This window comes from Microcystis sp. M113S1, assembly GCF_020246945.1.
Taxonomy (GTDB): Bacteria; Cyanobacteriota; Cyanobacteriia; order Cyanobacteriales; family Microcystaceae; genus Microcystis.
Genome location: NZ_JADBSA010000065.1, coordinates 1 through 14,833 on the forward strand (window position 1 = coordinate 1; position 14,833 = coordinate 14,833).

A 14,833-nucleotide genomic window follows, 5' to 3' on the forward strand; every position below is an offset into this window, starting at 1 on the left:
GCGTCGGGTTTTGAAGGGTTGTTATCCGTTGTGATAATTGTACCAGAAGGCAATTGATAGCCTGTTAAATTCCCTTGTTTCCACCACCTCCAAGCCGTTCGATAACTTATTCCTGTTTTTTTTGCCTAGTCTGATAGTTTCCTGTCTATATATTACAATGCCTGACTATATCTGACTATATTTGTATTGAAACTTTACAATACCTTGGTCGCTGATTTCGGCGTTAAACGACGGATAAATTCCAGGGGTAACCCGTCTGTATCGGCAATAAAGGTGACTTCATAGACATGATCGCCGATCATCTGTTGTTGGGGTGGCAAAAGAATGTTTAAAGGTTGATATAAATCGGCATCCTCTTGATGAGCTTGCTGAAAGTTATTTGTTAATTTTTCTAACCATTCTGGTAAGTTGCTGACATTTTCTGTTAGGTCAAAAGACAAGTGATAATAACCCACATAATGCTGATCACTAAAGGCATCGGGGGCGGGTTTCGGTTGAGGAATTTGGATTAATTCGATGCGTCCGTTTAACCCCGTTAGCCAACAGGCCAAAGTATAACCCGTGGTGAATCTTTCCTCTAGGGTAAAACCGAGAAGTTGGTAAAAAGCGATCGCCCGATGGATATTAGCGGTACGAATAGAAGCATGGTGCATTTTCAGTGATCAGTAATCAGTCAAAAAGACGAAAATAGGGATAACGCTTGGGAACCCCCGGTTCTTTTTCCAGATCAAAATTAATTACATCCCAACAGGGTTCATCGGGAGCATCGGGGCTAAATTCTACTGGTAAACCGTAGAGACGGGGAATAGCGGCTTCACCCGGTCCATTACCCCGCCAAGCGGTGTTACGTTCTAGGTAGGAACTAACTAAATCGCGATAACGGTTGGCAATAATTACTTTAGTCGCCTTAAATCCTTGAGTATAGAGGCGATCGAGTGCTTCGTGAATCTCAAAACGAATACCATCCGGGTGAGTGTGTTGACGATACCACTCACCATTCCAGAGTCGCCAATGTCGTCCTGACTGCAAGTGAACCAACTCACCCGTTTTGGGATCGGCTTCAAAAGCCCCATGGCGCGGACACAAATAGGTATCCGTCAAAGTGAGGGCGGGGATTAGCTGCCGACAGTGAGGACAATGGATATCGGGGCCAAAAACAGGGTATTGTAAACTTGCATTGATCATGGAAGAACCTAAACTAAAAATTGCTATCTTTGTACCAATAATCCTATCCATACTATACCCCACCAAATTGGACGGGTATTCTCTTTCGACTTTAGTGCAGTTCCTTTCATGTCTTTAGATAACTTAAGATCAACTTCTAATTTCTGGCCGATTGTCGATGTCAGTCAAGCGGCTTTTATCGCCCCTAATGCCACGGTAATGGGCGATATTTCCCTAGCTGTGGGGGTGAGTGTTTGGTATGGGGCGGTATTGCGCGCCGACGTGGAACGCATCGAAATTGGGGCTTATACTAATATCCAAGATGGGGCGATCCTACACGGAGATCCGGGCAAAATTACTATCCTTGAAGATTATGTCACCATCGGGCATCGGGCGGTAATTCACGCAGCCCATATTGAACGCGGTTGTTTAATCGGCATTGGGGCAGTGATTCTCGATGGTGTGCGCGTCGGGGCGGGTAGTATTGTCGGGGCGGGTAGTATCGTCACAAAAGATATACCACCGCGATCTTTAGTGGTGGGCATTCCTGCTAAACGCGTCCGGGAAGTGTCGCCACAGGAGGCTCAAGAGTTGATCGAACACGCCGAGCGCTATGCTAAACTTGCCCTCGTTCATGGGGGAAAAGCTACTGATACTGGATTCCCAAAACGGGCGGATTAGGGTATAAATATAAGATGAGAATCAAGTAACAATCTTTTAAGCACCGATCGAGGAGAACGAAATCTATGGACTGGAGAGTGTTAATCGTTTTAACCCCTTTGCTTATCGCTGCTGGCTGGGCTTTCTTCAATATCGGCGCTGCCGCTATTAGACAAGCTCAACAGTTTCTCAGCAAACAAAGTTAATAAAAGTTTATAGTTCTTAGTAAAACCGACCGCCTAGGCGATCGGTTTTTAATTTTTCCCTAAGCGGCGATCGCAGCTTGGGGTGTAGGATGTGAGGTGTGGGGTGTAGGGAAGGAAACCTATTTCATCTCTAGTGGTGAAAATTTTTTCATCGGGACTGAATCCTGAATCCTGAATCCTGAATCCTAACCCCACCAATACACTTTTTCAGCAAACCCTACTTAACCATGAAATCTAACTGTCAAAATCTCATTCAAGAACTTTCCTATCTGGAAATTATCACCGATCCGGGGCAAGTGGCGAAACTTTCCTTAGATTATTATCATTTTAGTCCCATTTTAGAGGCACAACTGCGAGATAAACGGGCTGATTTAGTCATTCGTCCCCAGAATAGCCAAGAGGTTATTGACATCGCTAAAACCTGCGTTAAATACCAAATTCCTTTAACAGTTAGAGGTGCGGGTACAGGTAATTATGGTCAATGTGTTCCCTTGCAGGGAGGAGTAATTTTAGATACAACCAAACTAACAAAAATTATCTCGATCGAACCGGGTACAGCCCGGGTAGAAGCGGGGGTAAAAATGGCATTTTTTGATAAACAAGCTCGCGAAATCGGTTGGGAATTAAGAATGGCTCCCTCTACCTATCGGACGGCGACAATTGGCGGTTTTATCGGGGGTGGCAGTGTGGGCATGGGTTCGATTAATTATGGACAATTAAAGGATAGGGGCAATCTGCAAGCATTGCAATTAGTCACCCTAGAAGCGGAACCAAAAATTATCGAACTACGGGGGGATGAGGTAGAAAAAGTCAATCATGCCTACGGAACAAATGGCATTATTACCGAGTTAGAAATAGCCCTCGCTCCCTGTTATCCTTGGGCAGAATTTATCGTTACTTTTGCCGATTTTATCACCGCCGCTAAATTCGGTCAAGCTCTCAGTGATAGTGATGGCATTGTCAAGAAAATGGTTAGTGTTCACTCTTGGCCAATTCCCGCTTATTTTACTGCTCTTAAGGATTATTTAACCACAGGAAAAGCGGCAGTTTTGTTAATAGTATCGGCAGGCGATCGAGTTGCATTAGAGTCTTTAATTAAAGAATATAATGGTGAACTTACTTACTATAAAACGCCAGAAGAAACTCAAAAAGGCAACAGTATCTTAGAATTTACTTGGAATCATACCACTCTCCATGCGCGTAGTTTTAACCCCAAAATAACTTATCTACAAGCTTTTTATTTTAATCTAGCCACGGTAGAGAAACTCTATAATTATTTTGGGGAGGAAATAATGATGCACCTAGAATTTTTGAAATTTCAAGGTAAAGTTATTCCCGCCGGTCTTCCCTTGCTAGAATTTACCACAGAAACTCGATTAAATGAGATTATTGCTATCTATGAACAACAGGGGGCAGCCATTGCCAATCCTCACACTTATATCATGGAAGATGGCGGCAGCAGACAGATTAATCCCCTGCAACTAGAATTTAAAAAACTCGCCGATCCCTACGGATTGAACAATCCGGGTAAAATGCGAGCATGGATTGAAGCAAGGGGGTAGGAGTTCGATTCAGGCTAGATTAAACAAGTTGACATCCTCGCCGCCGTAAAACGGAGGGGATCGAACCTAAAACACTAACCGGTAAAAAGGGAGTGGGGAAAACAAAGCTCCCCGCTGCTCCTTGCCTATTCCCAGACTTGCCCCGATCCGATACAATTAAACGGTTGTCTTGGAAGAATTAATAGTGATCGAGCGTTATACTCTCCCTGCGATGGGGAATTTGTGGACGGATAGATATAAATATCAAACATGGCTAGAGGTAGAGATAGCCGTCTGTGAAGCGCAGGCAGAATTAGGCTATATTCCCGGGGATGCAGTGGCAGAAATTAAGGCAAAAGCTAATTTTGATCCCGATCGCATTTTAGAAATAGAGGCAGAAGTACGCCACGATGTCATCGCCTTTTTAACAAATGTTAACGAATATGTGGGCGAGCCGGGGCGTTATATTCATTTGGGTTTAACCAGTTCCGATGTACTAGATACTGCCCTGTCCTTACAATTAGTCGCCAGTTTAAACCTGATTTTAGAACAATTAGAAGATTTTATTCAAGCCCTGCGCTATCGCGCCCAAGAACACCGTTATACAGTCATGGTAGGACGTTCCCACGGCATTCACGCCGAACCGATCACCTTTGGCTTTAAACTAGCGGGATGGTTAGCGGAAGTGCTACGGGGACGCGATCGTTTAATTCGCTTGCGCCAAGACATCGCCATCGGTAAAATATCCGGTGCAGTGGGAACCTATGCCAATATTGACCCCAAAATTGAGGCGTTAACCTGTCAGAAGTTAGGATTAGAACCGGATACCGCTTCCACTCAAGTGATCTCGCGCGATCGACACGCCGATTATGTGCAACAATTAGCCTTATTAGCGGCCTCGATCGAACGTTTTGCCGTGGAGATTCGCAACCTGCAAAGAACCGATGTCCTAGAAGTGGAGGAATACTTTTCCAAAGGACAAAAAGGCTCCTCCGCTATGCCCCATAAACGTAATCCCATCCGTTCAGAACGCTTAACGGGAATGGCGAGAATTATCCGTAGTCATAGCGTTTCCGCCTTAGAAAATATCGCCCTCTGGCACGAAAGAGATATTTCCCATAGTTCCGTAGAACGGGTAATGCTGCCGGATGTTTGCATTTTGACCCACTTTATGCTCAAGGAAATCACCGATTTAGTCAAAAATCTGCTGGTATATCCCGAAAACATGAAGCGGAATATGAATGTTTACGGTGGCGTGATTTTCAGTCAAAGAGTTCTTTTAACTTTAGTGAGTAAGGGAATTAGCCGGGAATCTGCCTATAAAATCGTCCAAGAAAACGCCCATCGCGCTTGGAACACCGATAACGGCAATTTTAAAGCTTTTATCAGTCAAGATGAGCAAGTTACCGCTATTTTATCCCCCGACGAGATCGAAAGTTGCTTTGATCCTCAGCAGCACCTAAATCATCTTAATAGCATCTACCAAAGGTTAGATATTTAAGGAGCTTTCAGTGATCAGCTATCGGCCACGTTTTTGAGATCGGCAACTTGAAACCTTGGGAGTAACAATGCCATGACGATTACCGCGATCGACCTACCGATAGAAAAAATTGCCCAGTTTTGCGATCGCTGGCAAGTAACCGAATTTGCTCTATTCGGCTCCGTCCTGCGCGAAGACTTCCGCCCCGACAGCGACATTGATGTTATGGTGGAATTTCATCCAGAAGCTCACCCCACATTCAGCACCCTAGACCAAATGGAAGCAGAGCTAAAAAGCATTTTCGATCGAGATGTTGACCTGATTACCCGCCAAGGCATTGCCACCAGTCGCAACTACCTACGCCGTAATCAAATCCTTTCTTCGGCTCAAGTGATTTATGCAACGGGATCCCCAATTCCTGCTTGATATGCTGCAATCCGCAGATTTTGTCGGGTGCGTTTCTTGCTGCGACGACAGGGAACGCACCTTACCGATTATCGAAAATTTGGGTTAAAACCCCGTCCTTTTAGGACGGCTTTAAGCTAGAATAAAAAAGCGATAACCAAGCTAAAAACTGAACCTTGACAACAGATAGTAGGGGGTTTTGTTCAGAAAAGAATTCAAATTCGGCCTTGACCGAGTAAAACTTTCTAGGAAATAAGGTTGAACATTAGATTTTTTCGACTTGTTCAAAGTGGCCGGAGGGCATTCGGACACTCAAAACGGACGGGTCGAAAGAGTCAGACTTAAGCAATTAAGCGTTTTTCGCTATCTGCGTCAACCCCATTGACGCGACCACCCTAAAAAAGTGGCGTGGTGAGGAATCGCCGTCCGTTTTACGGCGGCGAGGATGTCAAGATACAATCGCGGCATATACTTCTCGCTTGCGACAACCGCGATGAATGTTTTCTGGCGCTATTTCCCCTTGGCATTTGTTGTTATGCTTTCTAATTGTTTCACCCCACAACAAGGGCGAACGGAATCGCCTAAAATTACCTGTAAAACAGAAAGCTATCCTTCCACGAGGCAAAAAGTTCCCACGACAATGATCGAGAACGGACCGGGGAATTTAGTACCATTTATTTATTGGGTGGATGAAGTTGCCGGGGAAAAGCCACTAGAGCGGTGTAAGGAAGTTTCTGAGATCATTCAAGCAAGACTTGACGATAAAACCTGGAGTCGTTCTTTTTTACGGACGGGAAAATCGAGGGATAATTATCCGATCATTTGTTTTGTCAAGGAACCCAAAGATAAAGCTTGCGATACCGAAAGAGAACTTATCGTCAAATTAAAGCGGGGGGAGAACGCGGAGAGAGTTTTAGATAAAATGTTAGCCCTTCGCCATCGGACGGATTTAAAATTAACGGGCGAGTTTCGATTTTATTATGGGGAGACTCACCGAGAGGTTTATATTCATGTCAAGAAGTTTCTCGAAGAAGTGGAGCGATCGAGGACTGAAAGACAATGATAAAAAGATGGTTCGCTTGGTTGGGTATTGTCTCGATATTGATACCTTTTCCTGTAGCGATCGCTCAGTTTGACCAATTACAATTAAAGGAGATTACCGTCAGAATTGATGTAGAAGGAAGCTATAAAGAGGATGGAGGTTCTGGGGTAATCGTTCGCCAGCAAGGACAATTCTACACGATTCTAACAGCATATCATGTGGTGCAAGAAAAGAGAAACTATAAAGTTTTAATTTTTAATCCTTCTAATCAGCAAATAATCGGTAGCCACATCATTAATGAGAAAAATATTAAGCAAATTGACGATTACGATCTAGCGGAGATTACAATACAAAGTTCTGCTAAATATCGAACGGCGAATATAGGAGATAGCCAGCAATTACAACCCACCGATGATCTAACCGTTTCTGGCTATCCGCTTCCTTCCTATCTGATTACAGAAAGGCTATCTACTTCCACCCTTAAACCGGGTAAATTTACTGATAGATTACCTCCTGATGCTCTACTAAAAGGGAAAAAGGGGGCGACGCTGAAGATGGATGTAGCAACGGAAGTCGGAATGAGTGGCGGCGCGGTTGTCAATAAAAATGGTGAATTAGTCGGAATATTAGTCGAAGCAGATAAAGACGCTTCTGGGAATAAATCTTCACCTTTAGCGATTCCTATTGATTTATATCCTCAGTGGCAAGCGATTCGGAATTCTCAAAGATTATCTTCCCCTCTTCCCTCTCCCAATCAAACTTTGGAGCAATTACTAGCGGCTAAGAAATGGGGAGCAGCAAATGATAAAACTTGGGAGATTTTATTAAAAGAAGGTGATGCGGATCAGTCAGGTGATCTAAATAGTTTTGAGGTGAAAAATCTAGAATGTTCCACATTAAAATATCTAGATGTAAAGTGGCAACAAGCCTCTGGTGGAGAATACGGCTTCAAAGTATAAAGAGGCATTTACAGCGCATATCACAGTGAATATAATAGAGATAACCCGGAGTCGAACATCGATAAATATACAGCATTTGCTCAGAAGGTAGGATGGTTTAACAATATTCAAGAAATATCAAAAGATCTTTCTCCCAATAGCCTATACTCTCGAAAAAAAACTAATCGAGGTTTTTATCCGATTTGGTTTGTGTATGGCGAGAAAATAGAAAAAATTCCTTTCGGTTTGCCAGTACCCATCTATAATAATTATAATGAGTTAGATGACTTATATAAATATCGAGATCCTTGGCAAAGCGAGGGAACTATCTTATATGGTCGGTTATGGGATTGTTTATAATAATTTTTTAAAATAAACTTTACTCCACAGAGGAAGGAACTTAAAGCATTAATCAAAAGATAACTCTCTTTGATTGGTCATACAATCTTGAAGATATAAATCTATTAACTCTTGATAAGAAATACCTTTTTCCTTGGCTTTCTTCTCAAAATATTCAATCACTTCAATTCCTAAAGGTAAGGTGACTTGTTGTTTTAATTTTTGAGAAAAAGGATTAGGACGACTTTTCATGTTAGCAAGGTCATATTCACGTTTCATCATGATTATCCTCTATATTGTTGACTTTCGTTTTTAGTGGCTTTTCGGGCTGAAATAATTCTAATTACTGATTCTTCTTCTCGGTAACAATGAACAATGAGCAATATCCTCATTTTATAACTTTTTCCCAGAAGTAAGAATCGGTCTTCTTGTTCTGAATGGTCATCATCCCAAAATTGAATTGCCTTATCATCATAAAAAACAGATTTAGCCTCCTCAAAAGAAACACCATGTTTTTTTTGATTAACTCGGTTCTTTTCTATGTCCCATTCAAAGGTTAAGGGTTGCATCGCGGAGTAGAGACAGATTAACGATTTTGAACTTTGATCAAAAGCTGAAGCATGACGATTATAGGCGTTTATCTAGGTAATTTAATATCTTCGAATTCTAGAAGATCAGTATCACCAATATAGCCAAAACTAATTTCAATTTTGTAAAACTCGTTGACCTGAGAAGAAACATTATTGAACGTTAGCGTTACTTTAACAGGTGTTCCTTGAGGAAATTTCAATTTTAAGTGACTTTGAGCTTCTTGATTACCAATCTTTATTTTAGCGCAGGGATAAACATTACCAGACGTGTCAAATAATCTAGTAAGATTTCCTTCCTGGCATCGCGCAATAGCATAATGACCTGCTTTTCCTCTAACCACCACCGCACATTGCACGCTTGGACCATTACGTTTACAACCTTGAAAAGCTGCCTCATACCATTTATACTCATTAACATTGGCTTGTGCCAGTAGTTGTGTGTCCCTACGGCTATTGATTCCGTCGTTGACTTGGCTTTCCCTTACCCCTGTCATTCTCTGAGATGCCGATACGCTAACCCCCGAAACTAATAAGGTCAAAGCGAGTAAACCAAAAGCCGATGTTCTGTAAACCATATCAGGTGACTCCTCACACAATAAAGAAAACCGAATGATGCTATTATAGCCGAGATCGTAGCACAGATCATTATATTTGAAGCATTGTCCAGTAAATCCTATTATTTTGATGAGAATTTAATCAATTTATAGAGAAGAAATAGATTGATAAGGAATGATTTCTTCTAGCCTATTGCCTAGATTTTCTCTGGCTACATCCAATTCATAAGCCTTCTGTAAATTCATCCACAATTCTGCACCGGTATTAAAGAAACGTCCTAATTTTAAAGCAATATCTCCCGTGAGATTCGCGTCTCCTTGTAGGATGTGATAGAGAGTTTCTGACGATACATAAATTTTTTGGGCAAGCTGAGAGATAGTAAGATCAATTTCTTCTAATTCATCCGCAAGAATTTCAACGGGGTGAATGGAGCTTTTCCAATTATTCATCATCAACCTCCCTTAATAATCATCAACAATTTCAACATGACAGGATTTCTGTGTCTTGACAGCGAAAACTTTTAATTATAGACTATTTCGCTTCTTTAACTGAATCTAACTTCAAAGAATTGATTATCTCTTTCGCTTCCTTTTCATACTTATTAAAGTCTTGGGTACTGGCTTCATAACGAATCTTATATTGTTTTTTTCTGTATAAAAAACCAATATCTCTTCGTTTAATATTGTCTGCCTCATAAACTAATTCGTAAGCTGAATTACCCTTGAATTGAAATTCTTCATTCCCTGTAAAATAAGTATTTTTCTTGTTATTTATTGATGATTGTGCTTTTTGTTTTTCTTTCTGGTAAAATTTTTGCAAAGTAATATCATTTTCATAAAGTTCTTCGATAATCAAGCGTATTTTAGGAGAATTGCTTTCATCGCTGAGAAAAGTTCTGGGAATGATGGTAGCGTCAGGAACATCAGGAATTGCGACAGATTGACATCCAAGTTGTTGCCAATTCTGCGGGATTTGAACAGTGATCCCCTCGCAAGAGAAGGAAACAGGTTTTGGGAATAACATAGTTAGCCAAAGTTGAACCTTATCGGGATTAGTGATAAAAGTAACTATAACCGAACCCGATGCAGTCACGAACGCTATCAGTAAACTTTTTTGCCCGAATTTCATTAGCCATGAAGGGATCGTGTTTTTTTTCTCTGATTCGGTAGAATTTATAGAGGGTTGTTCGGATTGATGACTTTTTGTCTGATTGTTTGTCCAGAAAGGTAATAGTTGACCGATCCTTGTAATGATCGATTGTTTTGATTTTGTCTCTGGTGTGGTAGAACTTACAGAGGGCTGTCCGGATGGATGACTTTTTTTCTGATTGTTTTTCCTAGAAAGGGGTAGTTTAGGGATCATTGGTTGACGATGGTTGTTGATGGCATACAGCAGTTACTTTATTCCTCTGGTACAGCCAATTCCTTATTGGATAAACCTTTCAGGGTGGAGAATTTACCAGAACAAACATGAATCCGCCGTAACAATATTATAACTACCGATCAATTCCTGAGAGATTTTGTCGGGTGCGTTCCCTGCTGCAACGAGGGGGAACGCACCTTACCGATCGATTCCTGAGAGTATAGGGTCTTAGTCTGACAAGGCCCATGCACAACAGCTTATCTGGCTGACGGCCGGCGGCTGACGGCCGGCGGCTAAAAATTAACATTGCAAGAAAACTTAACAATTGGCCAAGAAACTCGATCGAGTAGGTAGAATAACAAGTAAATCATTTTGTAAACTCCAACCGATTAACTAACTAGAATAGAGATAACCCAGAACGCCTGTGATAGATAAAAGACGCACTACTCGCGATCTCCCCCAAATTAACGAAAGAATCCGCTTTCCCGAAATCCGCGTTATCGATAGCGACGGCTCTCAACTAGGAATTATTACTCCTGCCGAAGCTTTGCGCGTGGCCGAAGAAAAGGAACTTGATCTCGTCCTCGTCAGTGAAACGGCAAGTCCTCCCGTTTGCCGGATTATGGACTATGGCAAATACAAGTTTGAACAGGAGAAAAAAGCCCGCGAAGCCAAGAAAAAACAGCATACAGCCGATATAAAAGAAGTTAAAATGCGCTATAAAATCGATGAGCATGACTACAACGTGCGAGTCAACCAAGCGCAACGTTTTTTAAAAGCGGGAGATAAGGTAAAAGCGACGATTACCTTCCGAGGCCGGGAAATTCAACACTCCAACCTAGCGGAAGAATTACTGGCGCGCATGGCCAAAGATTTACAGGATGTGGCTGAGGTACAGCAAGCGCCAAAAAAAGAAGGTCGTAACATGATGATGATGTTATCGCCGAAAAAATAACTAACTAATCCGGAAAAAAGGGGCTAAGACCCCTTTTTTGTTTTTCGGAAATCCTGAAGGGAAACCGATAATCTAAAACAAATGTATTATCCAGATTTTGACTCGGTTCGCCGAATCGCCACCACTGCTGGCCGGGGAGGTTGATTAACTTGACCACTGGGCCAATTCGACCCTAGGGGTACTTGCCGCATTTGTTCAAATTCCTGCCCATTAGTGGTTTTAAGGACAAATTTGCGGTTTTCAAAGGCCAAATCCCGACGAATTCCCCCCGCTTCTCCCGGATGTTGTACTGCCAAAAATAACGTCTCTTGGTCGGGAGTAAAGTACAATCCCGTTAATTCCGCATCCATGGGAGCGATAGCAAAAGGATAGGGATGCTCTTGACCCTTGGCAAACACCCAAGCGCTATTATTGCCAAAAATACCCAATAAATCCCGTTGACTAACCGGGACCCCTTGGGGATAACGAGTTTTCATCTCTCGATTTAACCCACCCGTGGAAATATCGCTAACCATCCAGAGATTTCCCTGTTTATCGAAAGCGAGGTTATCGGGATTAGAAAAACCCTCACCTTTCTCTGTCGGTTCCCCTCCATAAGCGACCACATCCCAACGAAAACTTAAGGAAGCAGCATCGTTATTATCTTCCCTTAAGCTGATAATCCAACCAAATTCGTAGGGTATTTCGCCATTTGGCCCCTTAAATATCTCCTTATCGGCTCCTCCCTCCGCTTCACTGGGACTACCAGAGGTAAACGTCATATATAAAGTGCCATTCTCGTCCACTTCCGTATCTTCTGGGCGACCAGTACAAGTGACCCCAACGGCGTTAGCGGCAAAATGAGCATCGACGAGAATTGCTCCCTGTTTTTCCGTCCCATTACCTTCATACAGGTCCGCGAGGGTCTTATATTTAGCTTTGTAGGCTAGAATCTCCTCATCGTCCTTAAATAGCAGTAATTTAGTCTCATTGACCGTTCTTTCGGGATTCGGCAAAGCTACCACCCCATCCCCCCGACTAGCGGCAATTTGACTCGGTAGGACGGGATTTATCTCCGTGTCGGGATTTAAGGGTATCCAATAACCGGTTTTATCGGGGTTGAATTTGGCCCCGTAGAGCATTCCTTTTTCTAGGAGTTTTGAGTTATTTTTCTGCTTAATATCGCTAATTTTGCCCTCCGAAACGAATTTATAGACATGACCGCCTCTGCGATCGCATCCTGAATAAACCGCCAAGGGTTGCCCCGTTTGAGCGAGAAAAGCGACGGCTTCATGGCGAAAACGCCCTAACCAAGTGTGTTTTGTGCCATAATCGTCGGGATTGGCAGGATCCACCTCCACCATCCAACCGTATTTATTTCCCGCTAACCCGAAGACGTTACCCCGGCCATCCACTTCCGAACTATTGAGAATAAAGGGAGTAGTATCGGGATGCAAAGGGGAACCATCTTTTAAAACTACCTCCGTCACTTGGTCTTGAAAGTTCTCCTCGGCACTAAATACAGTCCCCCAAGGCGTTGTTCCCCCGGCACAATTTTGCAACGTTCCGATAATTTTTGCCCCTAATCCGTCATCGTAGCCAAGTTTATCGGTTTTGGTAAAAATTGCTACAGCAGGACCGGTCGCTTTTAGGTATTGACCGTCCTTTAGTCCAGAGATACCAGTAATGCGGCGATCGGCTTTACTATAGGTACGTTGCCATTTTCCTGTTGCATCTTTAGCCAGGGAAATTACGCCAATTCCCTGATCAATTAAGCCTTCTAGGGAGATTTCCTCGATTTTTGCCTTTAAGCTGGCATCTTGCAGGTGATAGGCGGCAATTTCACCCTTTTCGTTCGTTTTTTCCCGTACTTCCTTGACGGGTAGGGTTTTACCAATCACTTGTTCAAAGGTTTGTAGCCAAGTACGACCACTGATATATTCAAAATTAACGGTTAGATAACCTTGACCCGGACTGGTTTCGATAAAAGATAGATAATCATTGTTATAACCGAAACGGGAATCACCCACTTTATCTCCCCACTGTGCCAGCACATCATAGGTGAATCCTTGAGGAAGAACGAGATCATCTAGGACTTTATAGGTTTGATAGGCACTTTTTTGGCTTTCATCGCTCATGCCGTCAATTTTTAAGGGAATCGGCAGTTTGACTGCAGCAAAGTTTAACCCGAAACTATTAGCAGCGATCGCAGGACTGCTAATCAGAGAGGAATATTTTTTCTCTTGCAGACTGAAAAAAGAGACACCGGCAGTGGCAGTTAAAAAGGTGAGGAAATTACGGCGAGAAATACTCATATTTTCAGTAATAAAGTCAAAACTGATACTCAGACCTTGATTAGGTTAAATTTTATTACGGACACTTGACATAGGGATTATACAGTATCCAAGTTATGACTAAGTTAACAGCCAGTTAAAAAGCTCTCCTGCAAAAATCAAAAATCTTCCGTTAGGTGAGGAGACTCGGAGACAGGAGGAGAAAAAAGAGGCAAGAAAATCCCATCCCTCCCTCGGAATTTAAAAAACCGTGGTGTCGTTCAAACCATTCAAAAACAGGTAGCCGTTACCTATCGCGGTCAAGCCTATAATATCACTCAGTCTTTAGCTTCTTTGCCCAGGGAAAGACCCTCTTTAAGTTTTTAACTTCTAGTTCATTTTTCGATCAATCTCTTTTAAATATTGTCAATTAATGATCACAGCAATTACCTTAAACGGGTTTTATCTTCCCTCTTGCTCCCTTGCTCCAAGGGGGATTTTTAACTTGTTTTACCAGCAAGGAATATATGTTCATAGTTAACAAAATTAATTACACATATTTTTCCCTTCCGCAGTTCCGCAGTTCTGGTGTTCCCCTTTTCTGGGGTGTGAATTTAATTTTGTCGAACTGCTGATAGTTATCAGTTTTTTGTAGAATAGGGAGATTGAGAAAACGAACATCTGCCCCTATGACAAGATTTCCTTTGACTGGTCGCTATTCTAGTTTATGCGTCTTACTCACTTTATTCTGGTTAAGCGGTCAATCTTTACCGGTGCGAGCGGAAAAAATCTATAGTCCCGTCCCCCTCATCCTCAATAAAGAAATTAACGATACTCTCACCGACAAAGATATTCCCACAGGTGAAGGGGGGTTTGCTAGGGATTATACCGTAGATTTGGACAAGGACGATCAGGTGGCCATCGATCTCAAATCGGAAAATTTTGATGGGGTGTTAATTCTCCTGGCCGCCGATGGTTCCACTGTAGCGGAAAATGATGATGGTCCCGATGGTGGCACTAATGCCCTCCTCTTTGCGCGCATTACCGAGTCGGGTAAATATATTATTCGGGTGAGAGCTTTCGGAGAAACCGGTGGAGGAAAATTTACCCTGAAATTAACCCGTTTACGGGCCGTGGAGGGCAAAAATTAGCTAATTAGGGTTTGCGGCAAAAAGTTTTTCGGTGGGGGTTGGGGGTTGGGGGTTGGGGGTTGGGGGTTGGGGGTTGGGGGTTGGGGGTTGGGGTGTGGGGTGTGGGGTTTTACCCATTTTCAGGTGGTCAATTACCTAATTTTCAGGGAAAAAGTCCCTGAATTTTCCCCCCAATCACTCCAAGGGTCGGCAC

17 protein-coding genes are annotated in these 14,833 nt (G+C 42.7%); 9 read left to right on the forward strand and 8 right to left on the reverse strand.

Features of this window, described 5'->3' with window-relative positions:
* Positions 1-194: 194 nt before the first annotated feature.
* Both IM319_RS03705 and IM319_RS03710 read right to left on the reverse strand, forming a co-directional pair.
* Positions 195-653, reverse strand: a complete 459-nt coding sequence (locus tag IM319_RS03705) for a VOC family protein (protein ID WP_286827182.1) — start codon at positions 651-653, stop codon at positions 195-197.
* Positions 654-669: 16 nt separating this feature from the next.
* Positions 670-1,185, reverse strand: coding sequence for a TIGR02652 family protein (locus IM319_RS03710; RefSeq protein WP_158202360.1), 516 nt, complete (start codon positions 1,183-1,185; stop codon positions 670-672).
* 108 nt (positions 1,186-1,293) lie between these two features.
* Here IM319_RS03710 and IM319_RS03715 point away from each other — a divergent pair, with 108 nt between their 5' ends.
* The 7 genes from IM319_RS03715 to IM319_RS03745 all read left to right on the forward strand — a co-directional run bounded on the left by IM319_RS03715 (position 1,294) and on the right by IM319_RS03745 (position 7,457).
* Positions 1,294-1,845, forward strand: a complete 552-nt coding sequence (locus IM319_RS03715) for a gamma carbonic anhydrase family protein (RefSeq protein ID WP_286827181.1) — start codon at positions 1,294-1,296, stop codon at positions 1,843-1,845.
* Positions 1,846-1,910: 65 nt separating this feature from the next.
* Positions 1,911-2,030 carry a photosystem II protein Y gene (locus tag IM319_RS03720; RefSeq protein ID WP_286827180.1) on the forward strand — a complete coding sequence of 40 codons (120 nt, stop codon included), beginning with the start codon at positions 1,911-1,913 and terminating at the stop codon, positions 2,028-2,030.
* A gap of 227 nt (positions 2,031-2,257) precedes the next feature.
* A complete protein-coding gene (locus IM319_RS03725; RefSeq protein WP_287734693.1) occupies positions 2,258-3,592 on the forward strand; it encodes an FAD-binding oxidoreductase in 1,335 nt (444 codons plus the stop codon).
* 184 nt (positions 3,593-3,776) lie between these two features.
* A complete protein-coding gene (gene purB / locus IM319_RS03730) occupies positions 3,777-5,072 on the forward strand; it encodes an adenylosuccinate lyase (protein WP_287734702.1) in 1,296 nt (431 codons plus the stop codon).
* A gap of 72 nt (positions 5,073-5,144) precedes the next feature.
* Positions 5,145-5,477 carry a nucleotidyltransferase family protein gene (locus IM319_RS03735; protein ID WP_287734694.1) on the forward strand — a complete coding sequence of 111 codons (333 nt, stop codon included), beginning with the start codon at positions 5,145-5,147 and terminating at the stop codon, positions 5,475-5,477.
* A 472-nt stretch (positions 5,478-5,949) separates the two neighbouring features.
* Entirely contained in the window at positions 5,950-6,519 is a 570-nt protein-coding gene (locus IM319_RS03740) for a COP23 domain-containing protein (RefSeq protein ID WP_287734695.1), read from the forward strand.
* Positions 6,516-7,457: a trypsin-like peptidase domain-containing protein gene (locus IM319_RS03745; RefSeq protein ID WP_287734696.1), complete on the forward strand. Its 942-nt coding sequence runs from the start codon at positions 6,516-6,518 to the stop codon at positions 7,455-7,457. The genes IM319_RS03740 and IM319_RS03745 overlap by 4 nt, the downstream gene beginning before the upstream one ends.
* A gap of 387 nt (positions 7,458-7,844) precedes the next feature.
* Here IM319_RS03745 and IM319_RS03750 read toward each other — a convergent pair whose 3' ends face one another.
* From IM319_RS03750 to IM319_RS03770, 5 genes are all read right to left on the reverse strand, one after another.
* On the reverse strand, positions 7,845-8,054 hold the full coding sequence (locus IM319_RS03750; protein ID WP_287734703.1) for an antitoxin: 210 nt from the start codon (positions 8,052-8,054) through the stop codon (positions 7,845-7,847).
* A gap of 5 nt (positions 8,055-8,059) precedes the next feature.
* On the reverse strand, positions 8,060-8,344 hold the full coding sequence (locus IM319_RS03755) for a BrnT family toxin (protein ID WP_287734697.1): 285 nt from the start codon (positions 8,342-8,344) through the stop codon (positions 8,060-8,062).
* A 68-nt stretch (positions 8,345-8,412) separates the two neighbouring features.
* Positions 8,413-8,940, reverse strand: coding sequence for a hypothetical protein (locus tag IM319_RS03760; RefSeq protein ID WP_287734698.1), 528 nt, complete (start codon positions 8,938-8,940; stop codon positions 8,413-8,415).
* Positions 8,941-9,066: 126 nt separating this feature from the next.
* Positions 9,067-9,369: a HigA family addiction module antitoxin gene (locus tag IM319_RS03765; RefSeq protein WP_353857176.1), complete on the reverse strand. Its 303-nt coding sequence runs from the start codon at positions 9,367-9,369 to the stop codon at positions 9,067-9,069.
* An 82-nt stretch (positions 9,370-9,451) separates the two neighbouring features.
* Positions 9,452-10,282 carry a hypothetical protein gene (locus IM319_RS03770; RefSeq protein WP_287734700.1) on the reverse strand — a complete coding sequence of 277 codons (831 nt, stop codon included), beginning with the start codon at positions 10,280-10,282 and terminating at the stop codon, positions 9,452-9,454.
* A gap of 424 nt (positions 10,283-10,706) precedes the next feature.
* Here IM319_RS03770 and infC point away from each other — a divergent pair, with 424 nt between their 5' ends.
* The gene (gene infC / locus IM319_RS03775; RefSeq protein ID WP_002797889.1) at positions 10,707-11,237 is read left to right on the forward strand and encodes a translation initiation factor IF-3; all 531 of its coding nucleotides are present in this window, start codon (positions 10,707-10,709) and stop codon (positions 11,235-11,237) included.
* An 86-nt stretch (positions 11,238-11,323) separates the two neighbouring features.
* On the opposite strand, the gene IM319_RS03780 is transcribed toward infC, so the two are convergent.
* Positions 11,324-13,531: a PhoX family protein gene (locus tag IM319_RS03780; RefSeq protein WP_287734701.1), complete on the reverse strand. Its 2,208-nt coding sequence runs from the start codon at positions 13,529-13,531 to the stop codon at positions 11,324-11,326.
* 647 nt (positions 13,532-14,178) lie between these two features.
* Here IM319_RS03780 and IM319_RS03785 point away from each other — a divergent pair.
* Entirely contained in the window at positions 14,179-14,640 is a 462-nt protein-coding gene (locus IM319_RS03785; protein WP_287078353.1) for a PPC domain-containing protein, read from the forward strand.
* The last annotated feature ends 193 nt before the right edge of the window (positions 14,641-14,833 follow it).